Below are 24,578 nucleotides of genomic sequence, written 5' to 3' on the forward strand. Positions count from 1 at the left end.
ACCTGGCTCGTGCGAAACGCAGGCCCTCGCTTACAGACATATGCGGAAGCACGTTCCGCCTCCCTCCCGCCTTTCGACGACCACACGCCCCTGGTGCGCCTGAACAATGGCATAGACCAGGCTGAGACCCAGACCAAATCCTCCCTGTTGAACACGAGCCGGATCCGCGCGGAAAAAGGGTTCACCCAAATGTGCCAGCTGCTCGTCAGGAATGCCGGGGCCGCGATCCAGGACTTCGATATGAGTCTCCTGCGCGCTCTGCCGCAATCGCACGTGAACGTTGCCACCCCCATGTCTCAAAGCATTTTCAATCAGGTTTCGTATCGCGATGGTCATCCGGCTCCGATCAAAATTTCCGGGTCTTGTCGCCTCTTCAGGGGGAAGCTCCAGGACAAGATCCGGGTAAGGGAGCGCGAGCGTGCGCAGGAATTCGATCCAGGAGACGTTTTCCCGCTTCAGGCTGTCGGGTCTGGCACGAAGCCTTTCGGTTTCGAGGAGCGCCTCGGTCATACGATCCAAAAGCACGATGTCCTCGTTCAAAGAGCTTCGAATGCTATCATTCCTTACGAATTCCAAAGCCACCTTCATCCGTGTGAGCGGCGAGCGGAATTCATGGCTGATCGCCAGGAGCAGCTTCTGCATGGAGAGGATATAGCCTTCGATGCGATCGGCCATCTCGTTTAGGGTCTGGCTCAAACTCGCGAGTTCATCACGCCCATGCACCGGAACGCGCCGTTTCCAATCCCCCTGACCGAAGGCCTGTGCCGTCGATTCCATGGCCCGCAAAGGTCGCAGGATATAGCGAACCAGCAGAAAGCTTAAGGACAGCACGCCCCCGATGAGAAGAAGGGCACCGAAAAAAGTCGCCGGTGAAAAATCCTCTTCCGCATGAAGACCGCCCAGGAAGAAAACGTAAGGCGGCCTCTCAACGCGCACAATGGTATGTCGCATCGCAAAGGGTCCAGGTCCTTGCCTGCGCCGGACAGCGGACCCTTCCTGACGAACTTTTTCCCCGAAAGCGGGGCGCGACACCCAATCAAGATCAGGCCCTTGAATAGCGATGTCGAAACCCAATTTTCGATGCAGCTCAGCGGCTTTTTTCAAATCCGGCGGAGTTCCGATGTCCTGGGCCAGCAGCTGAGTGTAATAGAGAATATTCTCACGGAACACCTGCCCGCGCTGACCACCCCTGGAGAAAATCGCAAAAAGCCCTCCGGTCAGAATAATGAACGTACTGCCATAGATCAGCAGAAGGCGCACAAAAATCGATCGATGGAGAGCAAAATGGATCATTGTTTCTCTCCCAGAAAAACGTAGCCATGCCCACGCACGGATTTGATGAAATGAGGCTGTTTCGGATCATCCTTGAGCTTGGCCCGCAATCGACTCACCAGTACATCGATCGAACGGCTATAGACTTCCGATTCGAAACCCTGCAGCTGGTTCATAAGTTCATCCCGGCTGAATTTCCTCGTTGGGGTTCCGGCCAGCAAAGCGAGCAGGTCGAATTCCATCGAACTCAAACCCAATGCCTCGCCATCAAGAAAGGCCTCGCGTTGTGCCAGTCGTATTTCCAGACGATCGAAGCGCAGGATCGTCTGGCCGCGGCTCGGACCTGAGCGCCGGAGGATGGCCTGGATGCGTGTCACCAGTTCACGAGGCTCAAAGGGCTTCGGCAGATAATCATCCGCGCCGAGTTCCAGACCCAGAATGCGATCCATGGTTTCGCCGCGTGCGGACAGCATGATGATCGGAACCTCGCTGAAGTTCCGTATGGATTTGCAAATACTGAACCCGTCCTGCTCGGGAAGCATCACATCAAGAATCACCAGATCCGGCTGCTCGGCCCTGAGCAGGGCGAGGCCACTGCGGGCATCACCGGCGCCCTTCAGATCGATCTGAAAGGTTTGAAAATAATCCTGAAGGAGTTTGATTAGTTTCAGGTCATCGTCGATCATAAGAACACGCATGGATACACCCCTCTCAGCCTAACGTATCGGATTCTGTCGGCCCGGACCAGGCCATGTTACGATATGTTACAAAAGGTTACAGCCTCGAAAAGCAGTTTTCCAGAAAATGTCCGATGATGGCTTTGAATCTTTTAGGAGGCTACAGTATGAAAAAATTCTTCATAATCCTGATTCCTGCCGTTTTACTTGTCGCTTTCGCCTGCCATCGCGACCGCGATTCCCGCATTGATTTCGTCAAGAACCGAATCTCAAGCGAACTCGACCTGAATGAGGATCAGGAAGCCAGGCTCACAGACCTGACCAATGCCATCCGGGAACAGATGAAGCAAAGCCGGACGGAGCCTATGGAAGAACTCATAACTCTTTTGGACAGGCCAACCCTGGATGCCGAGCAATCGAAAGCTTTTTTTGAAAAACACATGGCCGAGCGGACAGCGCGCCTCCATACCATCTATGAGGCGGTCTACCCGAAATTCGCTGCCTTCCATGCGTCCTTGAGCGAGGAGCAACGGAAGGAGGCGTTGGCCTGCATCGAGAAATTCCACAGGAGATGGCACAAGGAGTGACAGTCCGCAGAACATCCGGAGTCGGACATCTCCAAGTGGAAAAAAGCGGAGGCCCTCTGAGAAGAGAGGCCCCGCTTCCAGCGAATCGTAGTGCCGACCCGAGGATCATCAGTCACCGTAACGTTGAGGGTTCCGCCGCTCCCGCCCGATGATGCACCCTCCCATGCACCCACCTTCTCACCCTCATAACGCAGACTCCCATAAGATGGAATCCTCTCGACGCCAGTGGGTAAGACCAACCGCATTACTTCCATGCATTCCCCCTCGGGAAGGGAGCATCAGTATTTGGGTCGGAGTTAAGTCAGGAAAATTATGATATTGGGACGAATTGTCGTTAGTTTTGGAACAGAAAGTAGAGTCGCGTGCCAACTCCGAGGAAATACCCAGATCGATGACCTTATTCGACTCTTCAGAATTATGATAAAATTAATCAACCTCTCAGAATCGCCTTGGATGACAGCAAATGCTAATCGACTACTCGCGCCGAAATCTCAAACTCTTCCGTCATCGGCTCAATCATGGGGCGACCTATATTGAAGAGCTGGAGGCCCAATGCGCGAGCATGATTCCCCTGGCTGTCCTGATTTGCTCATTCATCTTCCTCCCCTATATCGTGACAGATTCCAAACTCTTTCCCGAGCTTCGCTCCCTGCCCTATCTAAGGGCAGGATTGACCGTGATATCGCTGATAGTCGGCATAACCTATCGGTTCATGAGTCATCGCTATCGCGCCTTGATCTGCGGTGCCTTCATCGTTGCCTATGTGGAAATCTCCGCCGCCGTCATCACGGGAATGACCCGAATCAGTCCGGAATACATGGGCGGTTATTTCATGGCCCTCATGATGATGCCCATCATTCCGTTCCCCGTCTGGCTGCATGGCGCCATCGTTGCAACCTCGGTCGTCAGCCTCTTTGCTGCCTGGCTCTACGTCGGCATCGGCGAGCATACAGCATCCCTGCAATACAGTTTGAATGATCTGGCATCGACCCTGGTGGTGGTCGCAAGCCTTGTCTACATCCTCAACAAAATCAGGTACCGAAGCTGGGACAAGTCGCGGACCATCGAAAAGCTCCTCCTCAATATCCTCCCCTCCTCCGTCGCGGTTGAATTGGAACAGACCGGCTACGTCCTGCCCAGAAAATACGATGAGGTGACCATAGTCTTCACGGACTTCGCTGGCTTCACGAGGATCTCGGAAAGCCTGGCACCGGAGCAGCTGATCGAGGAGCTGCATGAGATCTTCCAGATCTTCGATGGCATCATGGAGCGCTACGGCCTGGAAAAGCTCAAGACCATCGGCGATTCCTACATGTATGCCGGGGGCATCCCGGAGCAGACCCAATCCCATGCCGTGGATTCGGTGTTGGCAGCGTTGGAGATGCAGGGCGTGATCCATAGCCGTATCCAGCGCAATCGGGAAAATGGCCAGGGATTTCACTGGAAAATGCGCCTCGGCATGAACTCAGGATCGGTGATGGCGGGCATCGTCGGCGCGAAAAAGTACGTCTATGACGTCTTCGGAAACTCCGTGAATCTGGCCAGTCGTATGGAATCTTCGGGCGAAGTCGATGAGATCAACATCTCCGAATCCACCGCGGAACGCGTCAAGGATTTTTTCCGACTGGAGCCGCGTGGCGAGATCAATGCAAAGAATGTCGGCCTTGTGAAGATGTTTTTCGTGAAGGGAATACGGGCCGAACTCTCAGTCGATCGCAACGGACTTCAGCCGAGTGCTGAATTCTTTGACCTTTACAGCAAGACTTTTGGTACCGACATTCGGGACCGCTATCCTGAGTCTGCTCCCGAATTGCCGCTTGCCCAGTAAGAGAAGCTCTTCCAACCAACTGCCGCGTGATATATAAAAGACCCAATTGAAAACCTGACAACGATGAGAGCCTATATGAGTGAAAGTAATAAGAGCCTTCCAGCCGAAACGATATTAAAGAGGATGAATGTGTTTCTTGGGGAATGGGAAGGACCGGCCGAGACCTGGTTCGAGCCGAACACTCCTGTGCATCCAGGATACGTCAAATCGAAATTCACTCCCCTTCTGGGCGGACTCTTCATCCAGGAAGAATACACAGGCCGAGTCGGCAGCAAGGATCACGCGGGAATTCGAATCCTCGGCGTGGACCAAAGGCTATCCCAGGCGACCTGCTACTGGATGGACAGCTTTCATACGGGTTCAACCGCGATGGTTTGCGCAGGCGAATGGGTCGATGATCGCCTCGTGGTTTTGGGCCATTACTACGGAGGCGATGAAAAATGGGGTTGGCGCACGGAATTTCAAGTGCAGGAAGCTCATGTTCTGTCGATCAATCAATACAATATTTTTCCGTCAGGGGAAGCGGCCCTCGCCGTAAAAAGCACATTACGTAGGAGTGGCCTCGGGTGATGGTGGTGCCAGCGCGGGAATCAGGACGCGGCGGCCTGCCTGGGCTTTTCACTGCGAAGCGGAGGCGCCCATAATGGGCGAGGAAGGCGAATGTGAAATTCGAAGGGCCTATGACCTGAACCAGGGGCGGCTGATTCGCGAAGAATAATGGCAATGCTTCCACCGCCTTTCTCGATATACTTTTGGACAGCATTCATGCCCACCCCGCGACCGGAAATATCCGTGATGCTGGAGCTTGTGGAAATTCCCGCATCGAAGATCAGAGCACTAATCCGCTGCGGCGTGAGTGAGACATCGTCCGTGAGGAGGCCTCGCTCGATACCAATGTCCTTAAGCTTCTTCAGATCCAGACCCGCTCCGTCATCCGAGTAGGCAATCAGCAGAGAATCCCCATCCGGAACCAGTTGGATGCGCAGTGTCCCTTGAGGATCCTTGCCCTTTTTCTTCCGTTCCTCCGGTGTTTCGATGCCGTGGTCCATCGAATTTCTGACGAGATGGATGAAAATGTTGCCCAGCAGCTCGTGACCTTCCTGATTCAATCCAAATCCGGGGTCTTCCACACTGATATGAGGCCGCGCTTTTTTCAGCATGCGAGCCAGGGAGGCGACAGGCTTGAGAAGGTCGTCCAGAACCAGGGCGGCAGGTTTGTAAAACATCTCATGAAAGGTTCGCTCAATATCGGCGACGGCATGCCGGGCTTCGTCAGTCAGATTCTGCTGGATGAGAGTATCCAGGCGAAGCATGGCATCACGTGCTTTCGCACGGTCGATCTCAAGCTTTGTCACGGCCAAAGGCTTGCGCCCAATTTTCTGAGTGCTGATCGCATTGTAGGTTTCAAGGATGGCTTCCACCCTGTTCAGATCATCGTTGAGCTTCATCGGGTCAGGTGCGGCACCTGTTTTCTGAAGCAGGGCATAATAAGCCTCGGCGTCATGCAGGATGTGGCTCATATTCCGGAAGCCATAGGACCGCGCCGCCCCTTTCAAAGTATGCATATTGATGAAGAGAATTCGGATCACTTCAATATGGTTTTGTGCATCGATTTTGCGGATCAGCCCTCGGTTCTCTTCGATGAAACGCTCGCCAAGGTCGATGAAGCGTGCAAAGCTATCGTGCGGAATCTCAAGGATTTCGCCGATGATTTCCATGTCCTTTCGATGTTTTTCCGCTTCGAGTTCGAGCTTTCTCAGTTCCGTCACATCTCTGGCCGTCACAAGCACTTCCTTGACGACCTCCTGGTCGCAGATAGGATTCCAGTCCATCTCAATGGTTTTCTGTCGCTGGCTTGGTAGATTGACTCTCATGATGGATGGAAGACAATGGCGGTTCAGGGAAAACGTGAACTGGGCTTCCCCAAGACAGGCGTCCAGGGCGGCCTCGGCCTGATTTTTGGCGTCGGAGGAAAGGTCGCTGTAGCGGAAGAGAATATCGACTGCATTCGACTGCATGGGGCTGTCGACTTCAAAAACTTCCTTGAGATGCTGGGAATAGTCAGGATGGATCCTCTTGCCTTCGGGCAGGATCGTGAAGATGCCCAGCTTGATGTTCTCCATGATGGACTTAATGTGAAGGGTTTTCTCTTCCACGACCTCTTCGAGACCGGCATTGAGCTTACGCACGGCAGCCTCGGCTGTTTCAGCTCGTCGGAAGGCTCCTGAGAAACGCTTGGCGATAATGGTCGCCTGCGAAAACGCATAACCATAGAGCCCGATGTGCATCAGGCTGGTCGTGGTACTGAAGAGCCCAAGCGAATAGAGAGCATCATGCATGCCGGCGGCGATCAGGATGGTCACGCCGATCAGGTTGACAAGGGCTCCCTCCCTCTTTCGCACAGCGGAGAGGATGGTGACGTGAAGGCCGAAAGCGAGCAGCACGAAGGTCAGCCAGGTGAAGATCGGATAGGTCTGCGAAAAAATCCTGGCTTCGGTGAAGAGGACGATCAGGCTCGTACAAAGACCGAAGAGGAAGTTGGCTATGATATAAATCCGGATGGATTCCTTCGGATAGAGGAGCGCCCAGAAATAGCTCAACGCCGGCGTCGCGATCAGCCATCCGAGATAGTGCAGTTTATAGGACAGCTCCCAGCTAAAATTCGGCCACAGGATAAATCCGAGCTGTCCCTCGCCTGACTGTATGCTTCGGGCGGCGACGGCAAAGCAAAAAACGGCGAAGAGCAAAGGAGAGCGATTGCCACGTCGGAATAGGAAGATCATGAGGTGGTAGAGGGCCATGAACAGAAGACCGCCGATAATGAAAGCGTCGGTTCCGATGGCAAGTTTCTGCCTGCGCAGGAGGTCGGCTTCTGATCCCAGAACGATGCTGTTCCAGGTACCGCCGGTCATATGATGAAAATTCGAAACCTGGAAAATCAGCTCGACTTCATGGACCCCGAAGGGAATCTTCGCAATGGATTGGCGACGGCCGGGGCGGGACGAGGCCGCATCCCGCCCCACCTGGCCCGTCGACGCCGCTTCGCTCCCGTTGATGAACAGTCGATAGGCTGTCCCCATTTCGGGTATGTGCAGAGCCAGAGCTTGAGGGTAAGACACTGGAAGTGTGATCTTCAGGCGATAGGTTGCATACCCTGAACCGGAGAGAGCCTTGCCGCCGATGCTGTGGTCATTCCATAGCTCCGGAACGCGAAAATAAGCCGGTTCGCTGACGCGGCCGGTGGCAAAGTCCTCGGGGCTGTGGAGGGACTCCCAGTGGAACTCCCATTCACCATCGAGAGCTATCAGGTTTTGGTTCTCGAAATCCCGGGGTTCCAGATGCAGCGTGCCCTGCACCGCTGTCACAGTATTCCGGGATTCCTCAGCCTGGGCTTGAAGGCAGCAGAATATAAAGCCGATGGCGAACGCCAGCAGCGGAAGCATCCTCTTCGATTTTCGAAGAGAGAATTTTTGTATTTGGTGAGAGTCATTCCACATTCTGCCCCTATTATCGACTTCCAGAAGACGGACAGAAAGGGGAAGAACTTACCTGGGTCTTCGCAGAACGGTGAAACAACCAGGCCGATGCGAGAAAGAGTGCAATGAAGATCCCGTTCAGGATTGAAAGCTCCAGCGGTCCGCTCCAAGGGCGGCCCAACCCGGCGGCAAGTGCGACCACGGCGACCAACGTCTGAGCGAGCGCCGTAGCGAAGAGCGCGCGGGCCATCCCAGCTGGTCGAAAGCGCGCAATGAGAGCGCCCATAATCCCGACGGCTAGCACCCCGAAGTACATTATGTTTGCAGGATCACCATCTCTTCCAATGATGCCGACGCCGAGGCTCAGCCAGATAAGGATGAATGCTGTCGCGAGCGCGACGCCGACGGCGATTCGATACGTGGTCCTCTGCGCTTTCATTGTTCCTCCTGGTTTGATATGTGGTAGAACGGCAAATTCAAATTATTATTCTTATCGGTTTCAACGGGTGCAAGCTATAGCAGGAGGCCCTTTCACGAACAGGAAAATCTCCTCAAAATTCACTTGGAGTTAGAATAGAACACCCCTATGGAGTCAACCTGAAGTCCATGTGAAGCGACTGTGAAGTTTTGTTAGACCCGCCCTGCGAACGGCAGCCGATCATAAGTCACGGGCTGCCTGCCGCATCTTTTTCCGACCTGTCCTGTGCGGATCCATGTTTAATGATCGCCAGAATCAGGACGACGACAGCAGCGATGTTGAGTACGGCACTGATAGCGTGCGAATATTCCCACTGGTTGCGGGCATGAATCCAATCCTGAGGCACGATCGTCCAGTTCCCGGTGAGCTGATTCATGGGAAAGGTGAATGTCCAAAAGATAACCTGCGTCGCGACGATGCATAGGAAGGCGGTGAAAACCAGGCGGAACGAACTGGTACGTTTGCGAACAGCGAGGCTGAGGGCCAGGAGCGATAGGAGCGCTCCGAAGATAAAGACTCCGACCAAAGCCCAGCCTCGATAGATCTGTTGCACCGTCATGTACTCGTCACGACTGAGTTGTAACTTGTTGGGCATTTCCAGCAGATGGGCCATGGCTGGAACCAGAGACAGTACGGCGAAGAGCAGGCTGAGGAACCATATTGTTTTATGCGACATCGAGCCACCTCATCGTGGGGTGGAATGAATTCTGCCTGATTGCGCTGCGACATGACAATCGGCAAAATCTCCCCTCATGCCGTCAATCGCTGTCGCGCCTCGTACACGCAGAGGCTTTGCGCGCAAGGGGACAGGCTATGGGCCCGTCCGAAAAACGAAGTATCTTTGCATTCCCATCCAAGCATAGCCAATTGCATCCTTAAGAAAACCAGGTTAAAAGCAATTACATACTTCACCGAAGATTCCTTTCCATCGGCGCTTGCGAGCGCATGGGAGACTATCACCATGTCACCCCATTCATTGACTCGTCAACTCTTCTCGGTCAACGTAATCGTGTCGGCTTTGGGCTATTTCGTCGACTCCTATGACATTGTACTTTTCAGCGTCGTTCGCATGGCGAGCCTTCGAAGTCTCGGTGTCCCCGAGGATCAACTCCTCAATGTTGGTGTGCATCTGATGAATCTTCAGATGGGCGGCATGCTGCTGGGCGGCATTTTGTTCGGTATTCTGGGCGATAAGCGTGGCCGCCTCTCGGTACTCTTCGGTTCAATCTTTCTCTATTCCGCCGCCAATCTGTTAAATGCCTTCGTGACTTCGACGGAAGCCTACGGCGTCCTGCGCTTTATCGCCGGTGTTGGCCTGGCTGGCGAGCTGGGGGCGGCGGTGACCCTTGTGGGTGAGACGATGTCCAAGGAGACACGTGGATATGGCACCTGTTTGATTGCAGGATGCGGTGTCAGTGGCGCGGCCCTGGCGGCCTATGTCGGCGGGGCCTTTACCTGGCAGACGTCTTATGTGATAGGAGGTCTTATGGGCTTTCTCCTCCTTTTGGTGCGCATCCGCGTGACCGAATCGACCATTTTTCTGCAGATGCGCCGGACCCTCGTTCCCCGAGGACGGTTTTTTTCCCTCTTCACCGACCGCCGTCGGGCCCTGCGTTTCCTCCAGTGCATCTTGATCGGCGTTCCGATCGCCTTCATATTTTCCATTTTTTTGACACTCTCACCCGAATTGGGCAAAGCTCTGGGCGCGACCAGTCCTATTGTTCCTGGCAAGGTCATCATGTTTTACTACATAGGTCAGATGATTGGAGACCTGAGCAGCGGTATCACCAGCCAGATCCTGCGCAGCCGCAGGAAGGCCGTGGCCGGATTCCTGAGCGTTTCCATGCTTCTTATCGTGCACTTTTTGTTCACGCGTGGGCGCGATAGCTCGTATTACTATGCCCTCTACTTCGCCCTCGGCATATCGTTCGGGTTTTGGGCGCTGTTCATTACCATCGCCGCGGAACAGTTCGGCACGAATCTGCGGGCCACGGTGGCGACGACCGTACCCAATCTCGTTCGAGGCCTCATCGTCATCGTTACATCCATTTTTCAGGTGCTCAGGCCATCGGTTGGGGTGGTGAATAGCGCCCTCATCCTGGGTATCGGTTGTGCCTTATTAGCATATTCGGCCTTGCTCTTCATTCCAGAGACCTTTGGCAAGGACCTGAATTATATCGAGACCTGACCTGGTACTCTGCAGTATTGTTTAAACGCCGCACATAATTCAAGGACTCTGGCATGCAGACAGCTGGCGGCAGATGTCATTGCAACTTGTCTGACGGCGCCTCACGGTAACGTCTCATGACCCTATTGAGCGGAGTTGACTTGCACGAGGTCCATAATGGTTGAGCTTGAATATGAGATGGGTCAGATTGCAAAACATGACCATCTCTGCTTCGTCTATGAAAACCTCGCTGAGCAAATCGCTGTGATGCTCCCCTTCATGAACGATGGTTTTCATCTCAATCACAAGACCATTTATTGTTCCAATGACGGCTCGAAAAGGGCGGTCGTGAAAGCTCTCCATCAGGCCGGCATCGATACGGGAGCCCTGAGCTTCGTGACCTCAAAGCTGAGCAAGCGGGCTCGACGTGACTTCAATCCCCTTCCCATGATCGATCTCCTGCGCTCCCAGGTTGAGAATGCGCTGGCTGCAGGTTTCTCTGGCGTGCGCCTGATTATTGAGATGAGCTGGTGCCTCGAAGCGGAGAGCGCTCACGGGAACCTTGCCGAATTCGAAGCTTCCTTACATCATTTTATCGCGGAAAGTCCCGCGATAGCCCTTTGCCAGTACGATAAGCATCGCTTTCCGGCCGCGAGGATCAAGGAGGTTCTCCGTTGTCATGCGACCGCCATCCTCGGCAACCAAATGTGCCGTAATTTTTTCTACGAACCTCCTGATATCCGACTCGGCAAGCCGTCTGTTGAGGACCAGGTCGAGTGGATGATCGGGAAACTGAAAGGCTTCAACGCCGAGGAAAGACGCCATGAGGAAGGCAACAAGACGTTTCTCTACCAGGGAAAACACTTCCGGCTCATCACGGAAACGTTGCCGGATGTGGTGTCTTATGCTGACAAAGACCTGCGCTTTCGGTTTGTCAATCCAGCCTATGAAAAGTGGTTCGGCCTCAAGCCGGAAGACGTGTGCGGGCGCCGCGTCGTCGATGTCCTGCTGGATGTCATCGGTGAGGAATCGTACAAAGAGATCCTATCGTATATGGAGAGGGCTCTGGCAGGAGAGGTTGTCAGCGTCGAGACTTACATACCCTATAAAGCCGGCGCTGCGCGCTATATCAAGGCTTCCTATGCACCCGATATCGACCTTGATGGAACGGTCAAAGGTTTTTTCACCATCGTGAACGACATCTCGGAGAGCAAGCGTTTCGAAGCATCCCTGCGCGAGAGCGAAGAGAGCTTTCGCGCCATGTTTGAGACCGCCTCCGTTGGCAAAGCGGTAGCGAACCCCGTGAACGGACAATTTCTCCAGGTCAACAAAAAGCTTTGCGAGATGACCGGCTACACGGAGAGTGAACTCCTGTCGATGAATTTCTTTGCCATCACCCATGCCGACGACCAGCCGCGGGCGACGAAAGCCTGGCAAAGAACGTATCAGGGTGAAGACCCGGATTACTATGATGAAATGCGCTATGTTTGCAAAGATGGGACTATCAAGTGGGTCGCCGTGAATGCCAACCTGCGTCTGGACAAGGATGGAAGTCCCATCAAGGCTTTTGGCGTCATCCAGGATATTACGGAACGCAAGCAGGTCGAACGGGAAATACGCCTGGCGAAGAGTGCAGCCGAGACTGCCAATCAAATGAAAAGCGCTTTTCTCGCCAATATGAGCCATGAGCTCCGCACGCCACTCAATGCCATCCTCGGCTTCAGCCAGCTTCTCAAGGCCTCGGATCTGGATACGGACACCAGGACCGATTACATTGATATCATTGATCGCAATGGCAACGCGCTCATTGCCTTGATCGATGACATTCTCGACTTATCGAAGATCGAAGCCGGGCAGCTTAAAATTGTAAAAGAGCGCGTCCCGCTTTCACGAGTTCTTACGGACCTGACGTCCTCGATCGGCATTCAGGCTCAGAAGAAGGGTATCGAATTTCTTGTCAGGACCTCAGGCCCCCTCCCGGAATCCATTGATACGGATCCCTTACGCTTGCGTCAGATCCTCTTGAACATCGCGGGCAATGCCGTGAAGTTTACCGAGTACGGCCGCGTCGAGGTCCTGGTCAAACTCAAGGACAACGGCACGCAGTTGAGATTTGTTGTCAAAGATACCGGCTGCGGCATCGCGGAGGAAGCGGGAAAGAATCTCTTCCAGCCGTTTGTGCAAGCTGACCCGTCCTTGACCCGGAAATTTGGGGGCACGGGCCTCGGACTCATACTCTCCAGAAAACTGGCGCAGAAACTGGGGGGCAATGTTGAATTGGTCGAAAGCCATCCGGGAGTCGGCAGTACATTTGAGGTGTTCATTGACCCCGGTCCAATGGAAAGGAAACTGGAATCTCCCATTGTTCCTGACCAGAAGAAAGATCCAGGCGTTGCACTCCCCCCTCCCGAGGCCCTGAATGGCGCCAAAATCCTTGTGGCCGAGGATTCCCCGGACAACCAGATCCTCATTCAGCGTTTGCTGAAACGAAGCGGTGCGCAGGTCGATGTTGTCGATGACGGCGCCAAAGCCGTGAAACAGGCCATGAATGGAATTTATGATGTCATCTTAATGGACATGCACATGCCTGTCCTGGACGGCCACGCCGCCGTGAGCACCCTGCGCGGCAAGGGTTATGGAAAGCCGATCATCGCCCTGACAGCCCACGCCTTGCCTGAAGACCGGGAGCGATCGCTTCTTGCAGGCTGTGACGATCATTTATCGAAGCCCATCAATTATGTCCAACTGATTGCCATGCTCGCCCAGTATGTTCGTTCGTCCCCATCTGCTGGAAAATACGGACGATGAAAATCTTGCGTTGCCACGGCCACTGTTGTTAACTCCTCCCTGGAAGCACACAACGAAAACAAGGAGTCAACGATGAGCACAAGGATCGAAGTCTTTGGCCGACGCGGTGACGGCTCGGACATGGCTGAGGCCTTCCTGACATTGGCCGGCATCCCCTACGATTTTATGAGCCTGGAAAAATATGACGAGCCCGGCCCCGACCGCGATCGACTGCTCGCTTTGAATAGTCTGGGTCAGGTTCCCACACTCAGGCTGCCTAACGGAAAAATCCTCACCGAATCTCTGGCCGTCGCCGTTTATGCCCAGACCGCAAATCCCGAGGCGCCCTTGATTCCCAAGGACACCAACCTCATCCCAGACTTCTGGCGCTATGCGGTCATGCTTGTCGCCGCCATCTACCCAACGTTTACTTACGGTGACAATCCAGCGAAGTGGGTCGGCGAAGCCGCAGGTCCGCAGCTGAGAAAATCAACGGACGAACGCTGCAAGACACTGTGGCGCTTTATGGAACAGCAGGCGGGGGCGCCCTACTTCCTGGGAACCAGCATGACAGCTCTCGATATTTACGTCCGGGTCATGACCAGGTGGAGACCCGGCCCCGCGTGGTTCGAAGCCGAAACTCCGAAGCTCCTCCAAATCCAGCACCGCGTGAGTGAGGACCCACGGCTCAAGTCCATCTGGGGTTAGGATAAACGCCTTTCCCTGCAAGGGCCGCAAGGCCCCGCACACTTCATTTGCATTTTCGCGGAATAAGGTTGATTCCACCCACACAATCAGCCGATTGCGATAGCGGTGACGGTCCCCCTGAAGACACCGATCACGCGGTTTCTGCGATTGACGAAAACCAGCCTCAAGTCTGTGATCAGACTGCCGAAGGGTAATCAGGAATATTATTTACAATGAGGCCATCCATTTGCGCGCTTTAGGGCTCATCCTTGCTTTCATGCTAGGGCTGGCAACAGAAGCCAGGGCGGAGCGCGTTTTAAGCATCAGCGAAGGCTTTCGCGAACAATCGCTGGGTTCCTACCTGGACGTTTTTGAAGATCCTGATGGCTCCTTGGAAATCCATGATGTGGCCAAGCAACCCATGAGCTTCCAGCCTCTCCCCGGTGCCATACCCGTTTATAGTTTCACCGATTCCGCCTACTGGTTCCGCCTCGTTCTCCATAATCCCGACGCTCAGGACAAAAAGCTCTTCCTGCAGTCCGGGTGCTCCTGGCTCGATTCCGTCACGCTCTATCGCCCCGACGGCGGCAGCTGGTCCCGCGAGGAGGTCGGCGACCTTCTGCCCCACAACGAACGTCAGATCCGCTCCATACTTCCGACCTTCCAAATCAATCTGCCGGCTCATGAGCAGGCGGTTTACTATCTGCGCGTCCAGACCACGGATGCCTTCATCATGCCTGTTTTTCTTCGCGCGGAGGAAGCTCACTATGAGCATGAACGGCACAAGGAGTACATGTCCGGTGTGCTGTTCGGATTGATCGGCGTGATGTTCATCTTCAACCTCATCGTTTATATCTTTTCCAGGGACCTCGCGTACCTTATCTATTCGATCAATCTCCTGGCCTGGTTTTCCCTCTTCTTCACACTGGACGGCTATGCCTTCGCCTGGCTCTGGCCTCAGAGCGACTGGTGGACCAACCGCGTCTATGTCCTCTCCATCATCATGAGCACAGTCTGGGGCACGCTCTTCGCCAAGGAATTCCTGCGGACCTATGAAATCGTCCCCCGCGTTGATCGACTGATTAACCTCTGGCTCGCAAGCCAGATCATGCTGACCCTCGGCACCTTTATCTTCGCGTACACCTGGGTCCTGCTGCTCGCCTGTCTCTCCGCTCTCTTCTTTTGCCTCATGATCCCTCCCGTGGCCTTCATGGTCCTGCGGCGTGGATTTCGCCCGGCACGCTATTACCTCTGCTCCTGGATTTTTCCGGCTTATACAGCCTGCCACTATCTCTTGATCATTTTTGGAGTCATCCCGGCCAACGGCACGAATATCTATATTCTCCACGCGGGGATTGCGCTGGAGGTCATCATGCTCTCGGTGGCCCTGGGCGATCGGATGCGGCAGCTGACTCAGGAACGCAAGGACCTGCAGCATGGCCTCGAAGTGGCTCGTGTCGTGCAGGAATCCTTCCTGCTGAAGGACATCCGTACCTCCACCATGGAAATGGACTTTATTTACCGACCCTCGGATGCCCTGGGTGGTGACTGGTTCGCCTGCATGGAACGCGAGGACCAGCAGCGCCTTTACGTGTGTCTCGGTGATGTCACAGGCCACGGAATCGCCACTTCACTGATCACAGGCTCGGCTGCCGGCAGCTTTCAAACGGCTGTTCTATCTCTGCCTTCCCAGCAGACCCTGGAAAAGGCTGCCGAAACACTGGCCACGCAGTTGAATGAAACCATCCTGCGCGTGGGCACCAAACAGAATGCGATGATGACCTGCACCCTGCTTGTGATTGATCTCGTCACGCTGGATTGCCTTTACCTGAACGCCGGGCACGTCAATGTCTTCGTAAAATCAGCCGACGTGGTCCACGTCTACCTGCGGCGCGGAAGCATTTTGGGCTTCAACCGCATGCCCATATTCCAGCCTATTCATGTCCCGCTCAGCCCCGGCGATATCATTATTCTTTACAGCGATGGTCTCGTGGAAAATCAGAGCGAAAAGGCCCAGGCGCTCACACCCCGGACCCTGACGCACCTCATCAGGAAAAGCGCAAACATCGAAGACCTGAAGACGGACCTGGCACGTTATATGGATCAATCCGGCTCACAGGGTCAGCCGCATGATGATGCCACCGTCCTGATGCTCAGGATTCTTTCCAGGCAGGAGCCACGGACCCACCCATCGACAGAAGTTGTTACGATTTCCCCGGGGCCGATCACTTCTTCGGTCGGGTAAAAATTCGGATCGATGGACTCGATAATCGTGAATTAATTTGGAAAGTCTGCGGTCCTTGGCTCTCTCTCAATTCCCCAGGCCGATCAGCCGATAAAGTCTCTAAATCCAGGAGTCGCATGGTGAAAAATATCTCCTTGAGAGCCGCCCTATTTCTGATGGCCTTTGCTGTTTCGTGCAACAGCAAAGGGTCCTTGGAGAGCAGCGCGCAGAGTCAGCTGAATCCCGCGTCTCTCGATTCATCCGTTGATATGATGCCCTCGCACCATGAAATCAAGGAAGGTCGACCGGAAGAGTATCCTGCACCCAATCCGATCGAGGTCCCGGAAAACGCCAGTCCCATGACCGTGACCCCCAATCCAGAGGAATTGGTGGTTCCGCCATCACAAATTGCGGGAACCTATTTCACAGGAAAGATCATAGCCAAGGAAACCGTCTCGAATTCAGCAAAAATGCTGGTTGGTGTGGCGGCCTTCAAGGATAACATTCTGATGTCCACGGATCCCGACCGTTTCACGTTGACCTATGCTCTGCCGGGCGAACTGCTGACCCCGAATGTGTCGGCAAACTTTGCGGCGAATAGCATTGGCAAGTGGGATCGCGTCATCGAAATCCATGGCCCATCCCTGGTCGAGATCGAAGCCAGCTTCGACAGGATCGTGGTGGCCATCAGGATCGTGGAGAGAGTCAACCTGGTTCCCGTTCCCACGAATGAAACGAGAACCCTGGCCGCGATCATCGCCGGGACTCCCTGAATCGGGGCCTGGCGGTTACTTGATGAGGCCTTCCGCTTTTAATGCAGCCTGAACGCCTGGGCGACTCCGAACCGTTTCCATATAGCGGCTCAGCTCAGGCCATTTGGAAAGCTCGATGCCGTGGACGTTGGTCCAGTTCAATATCGTGAAAGCATAGCAATCGACGACACTATAGGCATTGCCCAACATGAACTTGCCGCCGGCCACGCGGCTTGACATGAAATCAAATTTCCTGCCGAGCATGTCCTTGGTGATATTTTTCACTTCAGCCGGCAATGCGGGATTCCAAAGGGGACCGAAACCTTTATGAAGTTCGGTGGCAACGAAGTTGAGAGCTTCGAGCGCGTGCCAGTGCTCCATTGTATTGCCCTGGGGCAGGAGCCGGGCTTCAGGCTTCAGATTCGCAATGTACTGCAGAATCACCGCACATTCCGTTAATCTTTCTCCATTATCGAGTTGCAGGACAGGAACCTGGCCTTTGGGGTTCACTTTCGTGAAATCACCGTCCTGCCAGGTCTTGGCTCGAAGGTCCACCGGCTCCAGCGTAACTTTCAAACCGGCTTCATGCAGAGCAATATGGGGAGCCAAAGAACATGCGCCTTGAGTGTAAAATAGTTTCATGACGATCCTCAATGAACAAAGTTGTCAAGCTTGCCTAAGCCCGGCTCATCATATCATGCAAATCGGAGCTTCTTAAGCAGTATTAAGCTGCACCTTTGGCAAATTTGACCGCCGCGAATTCATTCATGGTGGCGAAAGTCTCCGCCCCATCATTACGCCCAATCCGATTGACCTGTAGCACCCCCGTGGCACTTTCCAGAAGAACCGCCACCCGCGCAAAGTTCGTGGCCACGGCCAGTCGTAGCTTCAGCATGGCATTCTCGAAATCCGGGTCATTTCTCTGCGACGCCTGGCGCATATCAACTATGACACCATAGCTACTATATTTGTTCTGCATAAGCGCAATCATGCGCTCGTTGCTCGCAATGAGTTCACCGATGACCGTGATCGGCGTCGGCGTGCGCCGCAGAATAACGATCCTCTCGCGGGAATGCTCCTCAAAGGTCCAATAGAGATCCGTCATGAGTATATGAATCTCGTCCAGCTGCCAGGGCCTGATTTCCATTTGGTGCCGATCCTGCTCACGCTTCCAGCCCATGTCATGGAACAGATTACGGGCCTCACGGTAGTAAGTCTCGAAGGCTGTGGGGAACTGCCGCAGCTCAGCCAGAAGGTTCTGGCCACCTTCCTCCAGCGCCTGGGACTGGAAGCTTTCAAAAATTTCGATCCCCCGCTTCAGGCCTCTTTTGATGGTCAAAAGCAAACGCCGATCCATGTCCTCAATGCGCGTGCAGGCCAGAATCAGCGCCTGCCTGCGCGGATCATCCTGGGGGCTTTGTTCGGCGATCAGCTCGTCCAGAAGATCGTTCATCGCACTCGACAGAGCGACGGGAAACTTGGCGTCCAGACCCTCGTGAATGGCCATGATCACATCCCGCATCCACAGCTGTTCGTTCCGCGTTGACATCATGCCACTGGTCAGTTCCCAGATCTCAATGAAGGGTTGTCCGCCTAATTCCTGAGCATAGGACAGAATAAAACGCTGATGGGTTTCGATGGACCTTTGAATCTTATAAAGCGTTCGCTCTTCGGCGCTCTCTCCCCGGGTCGTCGAGCTTTTCTGCAGAGACTGGTCGAGATTCAAGGCGTTTTCCATTTCCACGACCAGATAGAGGATGCCGATCCATTTGCGATACAGCGCGGAAACACCCACAACGGATTGAATGCCGCGCAGATGAACGGCTCGGGCGGCTCCCTTGAAATCCAGCTGGCGCACCACACCGATCTCATACATATCGCGCATGGCTTCAATCTCGGAATGACCATGATGAACCTTGATGAAGCCCTGCGTGGCGTCAAGGCCACAGTAGTTGGCCAGAACGGTGTTGCCACCGGGATGCAGGCCAATAAAGTCCGTCACATCATAAACAACATCGTCGATGATCAGCCAGTAACCATTGGCGGCATTATTCCGATCCACCACTTCGGAAATATCAAACGAGGTCCGTTCGGTATCCCAGGAGCGGGCGTGTGTGAAAATTTCCTGCATAAAGCGGCCTTCCGCCGCGATGCGACAAAGGCTTTCATGTGAGGCTGCCAGGCGTTCGTCGGTATCGCCTTCAAAGAAGTCCGAGAATGCGGTTTTCAAGGCACCGTGAATGCTCTTGGCAAAGCGGGTCCTTCCGCAGATATAAAGATAGGCGCCCTGGCCGCCATCTTCCGGCTTTTGCAGCATCTTCCAAAGCACGGAGGCATTGGCCTTGTCGAGCAGGAGATCCTGAATATGACCTCGGGGGTTGGGTTCATAAACAAACGAACCATGATTCGCCGAGGATTTTTGAAAGACCGGACGCGCATCCTCCTGCGAGAACAGCGTGTCGAGTTTGATCATGCCGCTGGCAAGACCGGGCAGGAGGTCATCCTGATAATAGAAAAAGTCCCGCGACTGCAGACTCAGCATGATCCAGCACGGGCCGCTGTCCTTCTGTTGCATGCGTCGGGCGATGAAGCTCCGGAACGGTGCAAAGCCGGTGCCGCCGGCAATCAGGACGATCGGGGTGGTATGGTCCTTGGGCAGACTGAAGCGTGGAGGATGATCGATAATGAGCGAAAGCGGACCCTTGCGGCCGTGCCCTGTCGCCAGAAAATTCGAGGCTGTGCCCAATCTTTCCACATCGGACTCACCCGAGGTGCCATCGGATTGATAGCGCAGGCGTCCCACCGTCAGATGGATTTCGGTGGCGGGTTCGCCTGGCTCCAGCGCGGACGAAATGGAATACATGCGGAACTGTTCCGGAGGAACCACCCGGGCGATATACATGGGCGAGTGGTAGTCACTCTTCCAGAGTCGCGTGGGATCAAATCCTTCGGTACGAAGGAGATTCAAAAGATCCCAAAGTTCCCAGCGAACGGTCGTCTGAGTTTTGATGGCCTGCGCCAGGGCCTTGTTTTGGGAAATGGCATGAAGCGCTTCCGCAAGACGCGGCACAACGGGACGAATTTTCGCAAAGCGCAGAAAATCCCGCAGCGTGAGACTTGTCGTTTGCGCGAAGCCGTGACGCAGATGGGCGGCCTTGACCCATTCCTCGGTCAGACGTATGGGTTCATTGCCAGTGGCGCCGAGCGCCATCAGCGTGCGACCAATCAGCTGATCGGAATTTTCAGGGAGGATGCCGCAGCGGTCTCCAGGCTGATAATGGATGCCTGTTCCTGTGACATCGAGCACTACGTGTTTAACGTTTTCGGGACCGGAATGGTGGGTCTGCCCAACCGATTTGATGGAACCATAGTGACAGCTGCTGGGAAAGGATTCCTGTCTTTCCATGCGCGCGTATTCGAGTTCCGAATCAACCTGCTCCCAGGTGCGATCCTTAAAAAGTCCCGAAAAACCGCCGATCGTGACGCTGCGCCCGACCTTGAAAGCGATTTCAAGATAACCATAGACCTTCATGCGATGGCGACCGAGGAAGCCATTGGGTCCGGCATACAGCTCAAAGGTTTCCCGCAGGAGCGCGCGCAGATTCGGATCCTCGGAGGTCCGGATGTAATCCGGTACCGAGAGCGCCCCCACCGCTTCGAGGAATTCCCGCCAGTAGGGTGGATACGTGCTGCGCAGACTTTTGATTTCCTTGCCGAGAAACGTCTCGTATTTCTGGCGCCCAAAAAATGCATCCATAAGATTGAAGATCGGGGACGATGTTCCACTGGGTCCCTGGACGCCCGGTTTGACCGGCACCGCAAAGGGCGCCACCGTCTTCGCCCATATCACCGGATCCACGTGACTCCTGCTGACAGGATTCGGATTGATCTTGAGCAGGGAATCCTGAACCACGCGCTTCAGACATTCGATGATCAGGGCCAGCTCATCCTCAATGATGCTGTGGCTGTCCGTTTTCACCGCTTCCTGACTGCGAGCGATGGCGCCAATGATCGGCGCGCATTGGGCGAGGATTTCGGTTTGGGTCAGGTAGAAATGGTTTTCTTCCTTGTTATCGACGGTCGGGATAAGAAGGGCCATGTTTTCAACCCGGAAGGGATCCGCAGCGTCAGGCTGCAAAAGTCTCCAGTTGTAAACAATCAGATCGATGTAGGAAAGCACCTCCTGCTCGCGTCCCAATCGACGCCGCACATCAGCCCAGGGTTGGGACAGCGATGGCGGCAGGGGCTGGGGCCCGCTCGTCTCCACATAGGAATAGGCATGAGCCAGCATCGAGAGGATGGCCCCGGCACGCAAGAGATAGGCATCGCCCAGGCTCCCCTCGCCCGCATCCAAAATGGGCAGCTGACGGACCTCCCTGCGCAGCTGGAGATTCCGATACAGTTCCGGGAGTTTTTGAATAATCTCATCCCAGGCCTTGTACGCGGGCGGCATGTTTTCCTTGGGCGGCTGCAGCGGCATGAACCCATGGGAGAACGACAGAAAGCCCAGATTCTCGTGGCCGAGAAAGCGATTCATTTTCTCGGCATTCTCGATAATGGCATGCGATGAGGCATGCTCAGCAGGCCGCTTCTCTGTTTTGCCGGAAATGCGCGGTTTGTGGGCCAGATCCAGCTGGTATTCCATCTTTCCAACGTAATGATATTCCCGGTCGAACTCGTGCAGGTAGTTGGTCAGATAACGCCTCTGTTCGTTGCTGATCCTGCCTTTATAGATGTCTTCAAAGGATTCCGTTCCATCGCTGGTATCCATCCGCTTCAGGAAAAACAGCGTCATGTCCTTGCCCTTGAAAAAATCCCGAAGATACTGGTGATCGGGACGGGCCACGGTCATGTCAAACACGGCCCCTGCGATGGCCGTATGATAAGGGTGGGCCTTCAGATCCTCCTGCGAGAAAATGCGGGACGGGCGCAACGGAAAATGAAAAGGCCGGTTGACTGGATCGGTCTTGACTTCAATGCTCTTCAGGATATTGATGTATTCCGGGTCGAGGCCCATCTGCTCGGCGCCGCGCAGCAGGATATTGAGATACCTTCGTGACGGCTGATAGCCTTCCTTCAGGCGCTCCTCGATGCCGGTATAGGCGAAAGCGGAAACTGTCCGGCCGGTATAGGTTGTGACCATGAGCTTGACGCGCTTGTAGTTCACGCCGAGGGCTTCCAGTTCATCCAGCACTTTGAGATGTTCGTCGCGGCAGGAATAGAGAATGCCATGCACGTTATGCTGCGGCGCGCTCGTGATATTGCCGGTGCCGCCTTCGATCAGGAAGAAATCCGGAATATTGAAGCTGAGCTTCCACCCATCCAGGATCGCAGGCTCGGCTGAGAGAGGTTCCACGCCCTTGGCCTTGAGGGACGTAATACTCATGTTGGAACCGTAACCGAAGTAATAGAACATTCCCAACCTCGTCGGAATTTAGGCCGGCAGAGTAAAAGCACGTAGGGTTATCTTATCGGGATCGCCGACCCAAGGCTAGGGGGACAGCCCTGACAGGACTGCCGGGATAATTCCCAAAGTTTCACTACTTTTTGTAAGAATCCCCGGTTCGTGGGCAACATCCGGCGGGCTTAATGATTGGGCGCAATCAGCCGAATATGAAAAGGTATGAAAGGATAAGGCCATGAGCGCTGTCCCAATAGCAGAAAAAATCGAACCTGCCGCGCCCACGGACGACGGTGATATCTTTGCCAAAACCGCACCCGACATCGTTCTTTACCAATGGCCTGCAAGTCAATTTTGTGACAGTATTTATGTGCGTTGCACCAAAATCCATAGAATGCTGGCCTACCTGCACGCTCCGTATAAGGTCGCTGACATCAGCTTTCCTAAAACTGTCAACGAATCCGAAATATCTGACAAAGTGAAACCCTTGATGCGGAAGATTCCGATCATCAAGGTGAACGACACCACCTATATCGAGGGAACAGCCAAGATCGTTTTATGGCTCCTTGAACGTAATAATCGCATGGATTTTGTGGGAAGCGAAGTGACCACGACCCCTGAACTCTGGTACCTGGAACATTGGGCCGAGCGCTGGCTGGTCTGGTTGGTCATTTATGGGCGTTGGTTGAAACAGGACAACTATGTAAGTTTTGTCCGCTCGTTTATGACCATCAAAACCAGCAACGATATTCCGCGCAGTGTGGCCTATGTGCGCACGCGGGCTTGCGACATTCTCAGGTCCACCGAGGTGGGCGGATTGCGCCACAGCGAATATATCAACGAGCTGACTCAGGGCGCGCAGATGCTGAACAAGATACTTGAAAGAACGGAGTTTGTAACCGGGCCGGAGCTTAAGGAACTCGATCTCAGTCTCTTCATGAGTATCCAGGCTCTCCTGGACCCCTCCCTCGAGGAGGAGTCCCAGATCCTCAATCAATACCCGGCTCTGACCCGATGGGCGAAAAAAGTGGATGCGATAACGCGCAGCGAGCACACGCGAGAGATTTGCATCCATCCGGTTCCCCGCTAAATTTTCCGTCAAGCCCACCTCTGGAAAAATTCCTCAATTCATTCTAATTTCCTGATGGACCACATGCCAACCACGTGGAAGGAGAGACGCGATGCGACAGGAAGATCAGGGAAGTTACATTGTGTTCTACGATGAGCAGTGCCCCATTTGTCGCCGCAGCCGCAGATTCCTCGAGCGACTGGGAGACCGACCGCGCATGCACTTTGTTGATGTCAACAATCGCAGTGTGATGAAACGCTGGCCCATGATTGATCCGGACAAGGCGTTGAAGCGGGTTACGGTGCTGACGCCGCGCTTTCAGCAGCTGACCGACTATAGGGCTGTCATCGAACTGCTGGGAGCGAAATCCCGGCTGGTGCATTGGTTTTTGCCTCTGCTCCGATTGCCTGTTATAAGCTGGGTCGGACGCTTGGTTTACCACTTCATTTCCCACAATCGCTATGGCATTGGACGCTGGCTGCAGCTGGAGGATGACGCGCCACGGCGTGAGTTGCCCCGCCGTGAGTCCATGCCTGCGGGCACCTGATTCTGGAACGGAAATTGATAAGAGGATGAACGGCCGAGCCCGGCCGATCTTCCCGAATGCAGAACGAAAAAGGAAAAAACATGATCCAGGCAGGCAGACTCATCTCCATCCTCTTTCTGATCCTCCCGCTGGCTTGTACCGCGACGGTTTCCAGGAACATCGAATCGGACCCTGCGCAAGTTGCACCGACAACCAGTCCTTTTGCTTACTGTGCTGAGAAAGGCACAGTGGACGAACCTGGTTCAGCCTGGCAAAAGCCCGAGGTGACAGCTGAGATCGTCGCAGCACTCAAGCGCGCCGAGGTTATCACTGCGGATGCTCCTGTCCCGCCTGAGAATGCCTGCCGCTGGCGCTGTATGGATCAGCAGGTTTATGCCTGTTGCACGGGAGCGAATCTCCCCTGTGATCAAAAAGGGGACAGCAGCCGCACGCCATCGAAGGCCATGAACACGTACTGTGCCCAAAATCCGAAGGCCGACGTGATCCCGGCTTATGTTACAGGCCGTGCCACGGTTTTCACCTGGACGTGTTCAGGAAAGACTGCCGTCCCGGGCCGGCAGGTGCTTCATCTGGATGCACGCGGCTATCCCACTGAGTTTTGGCATCGCGTGACGGCGGAATAGAGG

General features: G+C 54.5%; 17 protein-coding genes and 1 pseudogene. 11 read left to right on the top strand and 7 right to left on the bottom strand.

Going from position 1 to position 24,578, the window contains the following annotated elements; all coding sequences use genetic code 11:
- Positions 1–30 precede the first annotated feature (30 nt).
- Positions 31–1,293, bottom strand: coding sequence for an ATP-binding protein (locus OLTU_RS17455; RefSeq protein WP_141734043.1), 1,263 nt, complete (start codon positions 1,291–1,293; stop codon positions 31–33).
- The gene (locus tag OLTU_RS17460; protein WP_141734044.1) at positions 1,290–1,970 is read right to left on the bottom strand and encodes a response regulator; all 681 of its coding nucleotides are present in this window, start codon (positions 1,968–1,970) and stop codon (positions 1,290–1,292) included. Before OLTU_RS17460 ends, OLTU_RS17455 begins: the two co-directional genes overlap by 4 nt.
- Positions 1,971–2,116: 146 nt before the next feature.
- On the opposite strand from OLTU_RS17460, the gene OLTU_RS17465 reads away from it, so the two are divergent.
- The 3 genes from OLTU_RS17465 to OLTU_RS17475 all read left to right on the top strand — a co-directional run bounded on the left by OLTU_RS17465 (position 2,117) and on the right by OLTU_RS17475 (position 4,934).
- On the top strand, positions 2,117–2,536 hold the full coding sequence (locus OLTU_RS17465) for a Spy/CpxP family protein refolding chaperone (protein WP_176736723.1): 420 nt from the start codon (positions 2,117–2,119) through the stop codon (positions 2,534–2,536).
- A gap of 463 nt (positions 2,537–2,999) precedes the next feature.
- The gene (locus OLTU_RS17470) at positions 3,000–4,364 is read left to right on the top strand and encodes an adenylate/guanylate cyclase domain-containing protein (protein ID WP_141734046.1); all 1,365 of its coding nucleotides are present in this window, start codon (positions 3,000–3,002) and stop codon (positions 4,362–4,364) included.
- A 75-nt stretch (positions 4,365–4,439) separates the two neighbouring features.
- Positions 4,440–4,934 (top strand): DUF1579 family protein, encoded by a 495-nt coding sequence (locus OLTU_RS17475; RefSeq protein ID WP_176736724.1) that lies wholly within the window; start codon positions 4,440–4,442, stop codon positions 4,932–4,934.
- Positions 4,935–4,954: 20 nt separating this feature from the next.
- Here OLTU_RS17475 and OLTU_RS17480 read toward each other — a convergent pair whose 3' ends face one another.
- The 3 genes and pseudogenes from OLTU_RS17480 to OLTU_RS17490 form a co-directional block, all read right to left on the bottom strand.
- Positions 4,955–7,807 carry a 7TM diverse intracellular signaling domain-containing protein gene (locus OLTU_RS17480; RefSeq protein WP_176736725.1) on the bottom strand — a complete coding sequence of 951 codons (2,853 nt, stop codon included), beginning with the start codon at positions 7,805–7,807 and terminating at the stop codon, positions 4,955–4,957.
- 64 nt (positions 7,808–7,871) lie between these two features.
- Positions 7,872–8,273 (bottom strand): annotated as a pseudogene (locus OLTU_RS17485) (hypothetical protein); the annotation flags it as partial.
- 232 nt (positions 8,274–8,505) lie between these two features.
- The gene (locus tag OLTU_RS17490; RefSeq protein ID WP_141734050.1) at positions 8,506–8,994 is read right to left on the bottom strand and encodes a DUF1772 domain-containing protein; all 489 of its coding nucleotides are present in this window, start codon (positions 8,992–8,994) and stop codon (positions 8,506–8,508) included.
- A gap of 285 nt (positions 8,995–9,279) precedes the next feature.
- Between OLTU_RS17490 and OLTU_RS17495 the strand changes: the two genes are divergently transcribed.
- From OLTU_RS17495 to OLTU_RS17515, 5 genes are all read left to right on the top strand, one after another.
- Complete coding sequence (locus OLTU_RS17495) at positions 9,280–10,506, top strand: MFS transporter (protein ID WP_141734051.1); 1,227 nt, start codon at positions 9,280–9,282, stop codon at positions 10,504–10,506.
- 156 nt (positions 10,507–10,662) lie between these two features.
- Positions 10,663–13,293 carry a PAS domain S-box protein gene (locus OLTU_RS17500; protein WP_141734052.1) on the top strand — a complete coding sequence of 877 codons (2,631 nt, stop codon included), beginning with the start codon at positions 10,663–10,665 and terminating at the stop codon, positions 13,291–13,293.
- 72 nt (positions 13,294–13,365) lie between these two features.
- The gene (locus OLTU_RS17505) at positions 13,366–13,980 is read left to right on the top strand and encodes a glutathione S-transferase family protein (RefSeq protein WP_141734053.1); all 615 of its coding nucleotides are present in this window, start codon (positions 13,366–13,368) and stop codon (positions 13,978–13,980) included.
- Between the two features lie 226 nt (positions 13,981–14,206).
- Positions 14,207–16,204: a 7TM diverse intracellular signaling domain-containing protein gene (locus OLTU_RS17510; protein WP_141734054.1), complete on the top strand. Its 1,998-nt coding sequence runs from the start codon at positions 14,207–14,209 to the stop codon at positions 16,202–16,204.
- A gap of 116 nt (positions 16,205–16,320) precedes the next feature.
- Positions 16,321–16,956, top strand: coding sequence for a hypothetical protein (locus OLTU_RS17515; protein ID WP_141734055.1), 636 nt, complete (start codon positions 16,321–16,323; stop codon positions 16,954–16,956).
- A 15-nt stretch (positions 16,957–16,971) separates the two neighbouring features.
- On the opposite strand, the gene gstA is transcribed toward OLTU_RS17515, so the two are convergent.
- Both gstA and OLTU_RS17525 read right to left on the bottom strand, forming a co-directional pair.
- Positions 16,972–17,577, bottom strand: coding sequence for a glutathione transferase GstA (gene gstA, locus OLTU_RS17520; RefSeq protein WP_141734056.1), 606 nt, complete (start codon positions 17,575–17,577; stop codon positions 16,972–16,974).
- Between the two features lie 82 nt (positions 17,578–17,659).
- Positions 17,660–22,351, bottom strand: coding sequence for a cytochrome b5 domain-containing protein (locus OLTU_RS17525; RefSeq protein WP_141734057.1), 4,692 nt, complete (start codon positions 22,349–22,351; stop codon positions 17,660–17,662).
- A 223-nt stretch (positions 22,352–22,574) separates the two neighbouring features.
- Between OLTU_RS17525 and OLTU_RS17530 the strand changes: the two genes are divergently transcribed.
- The 3 genes from OLTU_RS17530 to OLTU_RS17540 all read left to right on the top strand — a co-directional run bounded on the left by OLTU_RS17530 (position 22,575) and on the right by OLTU_RS17540 (position 24,575).
- Positions 22,575–23,426: a glutathione S-transferase family protein gene (locus OLTU_RS17530; RefSeq protein WP_141734058.1), complete on the top strand. Its 852-nt coding sequence runs from the start codon at positions 22,575–22,577 to the stop codon at positions 23,424–23,426.
- Positions 23,427–23,517: 91 nt separating this feature from the next.
- Positions 23,518–23,952: a thiol-disulfide oxidoreductase DCC family protein gene (locus OLTU_RS17535; protein WP_141734059.1), complete on the top strand. Its 435-nt coding sequence runs from the start codon at positions 23,518–23,520 to the stop codon at positions 23,950–23,952.
- Between the two features lie 80 nt (positions 23,953–24,032).
- On the top strand, positions 24,033–24,575 hold the full coding sequence (locus tag OLTU_RS17540) for a hypothetical protein (RefSeq protein WP_141734060.1): 543 nt from the start codon (positions 24,033–24,035) through the stop codon (positions 24,573–24,575).
- Positions 24,576–24,578 lie beyond the last annotated feature (3 nt).

Source organism: Oligoflexus tunisiensis (assembly GCF_001748245.1).
In the GTDB taxonomy this organism is placed as follows: Bacteria; Bdellovibrionota_B; Oligoflexia; order Oligoflexales; family Oligoflexaceae; genus Oligoflexus; species Oligoflexus tunisiensis.

What these genes read in the sequence shown, in the direction of transcription:
- OLTU_RS17470 (WP_141734046.1), top strand. Translation starts at nt 3,000, where the DNA reads ATGCTAATCGACTACTCGCGCCGAAATCTCAAACTCTTCCGTCATCGG.
- OLTU_RS17525 (WP_141734057.1), bottom strand. Translation starts at nt 22,351, where the DNA reads ATGTTCTATTACTTCGGTTACGGTTCCAACATGAGTATTACGTCCCTC.
- gstA (WP_141734056.1), bottom strand. Translation starts at nt 17,577, where the DNA reads ATGAAACTATTTTACACTCAAGGCGCATGTTCTTTGGCTCCCCATATT.
- OLTU_RS17540 (WP_141734060.1), top strand. Translation starts at nt 24,033, where the DNA reads ATGATCCAGGCAGGCAGACTCATCTCCATCCTCTTTCTGATCCTCCCG.
- OLTU_RS17480 (WP_176736725.1), bottom strand. Translation starts at nt 7,807, where the DNA reads ATGCTTCCGCTGCTGGCGTTCGCCATCGGCTTTATATTCTGCTGCCTT.
- OLTU_RS17460 (WP_141734044.1), bottom strand. Translation starts at nt 1,970, where the DNA reads ATGCGTGTTCTTATGATCGACGATGACCTGAAACTAATCAAACTCCTT.
- OLTU_RS17500 (WP_141734052.1), top strand. Translation starts at nt 10,663, where the DNA reads ATGGTTGAGCTTGAATATGAGATGGGTCAGATTGCAAAACATGACCAT.
- OLTU_RS17505 (WP_141734053.1), top strand. Translation starts at nt 13,366, where the DNA reads ATGAGCACAAGGATCGAAGTCTTTGGCCGACGCGGTGACGGCTCGGAC.
- OLTU_RS17535 (WP_141734059.1), top strand. Translation starts at nt 23,518, where the DNA reads ATGCGACAGGAAGATCAGGGAAGTTACATTGTGTTCTACGATGAGCAG.
- OLTU_RS17465 (WP_176736723.1), top strand. Translation starts at nt 2,117, where the DNA reads ATGAAAAAATTCTTCATAATCCTGATTCCTGCCGTTTTACTTGTCGCT.
- OLTU_RS17490 (WP_141734050.1), bottom strand. Translation starts at nt 8,994, where the DNA reads ATGTCGCATAAAACAATATGGTTCCTCAGCCTGCTCTTCGCCGTACTG.
- OLTU_RS17455 (WP_141734043.1), bottom strand. Translation starts at nt 1,293, where the DNA reads ATGATCCATTTTGCTCTCCATCGATCGATTTTTGTGCGCCTTCTGCTG.
- OLTU_RS17515 (WP_141734055.1), top strand. Translation starts at nt 16,321, where the DNA reads ATGGTGAAAAATATCTCCTTGAGAGCCGCCCTATTTCTGATGGCCTTT.
- OLTU_RS17475 (WP_176736724.1), top strand. Translation starts at nt 4,440, where the DNA reads ATGAGTGAAAGTAATAAGAGCCTTCCAGCCGAAACGATATTAAAGAGG.
- OLTU_RS17495 (WP_141734051.1), top strand. Translation starts at nt 9,280, where the DNA reads ATGTCACCCCATTCATTGACTCGTCAACTCTTCTCGGTCAACGTAATC.
- OLTU_RS17530 (WP_141734058.1), top strand. Translation starts at nt 22,575, where the DNA reads ATGAGCGCTGTCCCAATAGCAGAAAAAATCGAACCTGCCGCGCCCACG.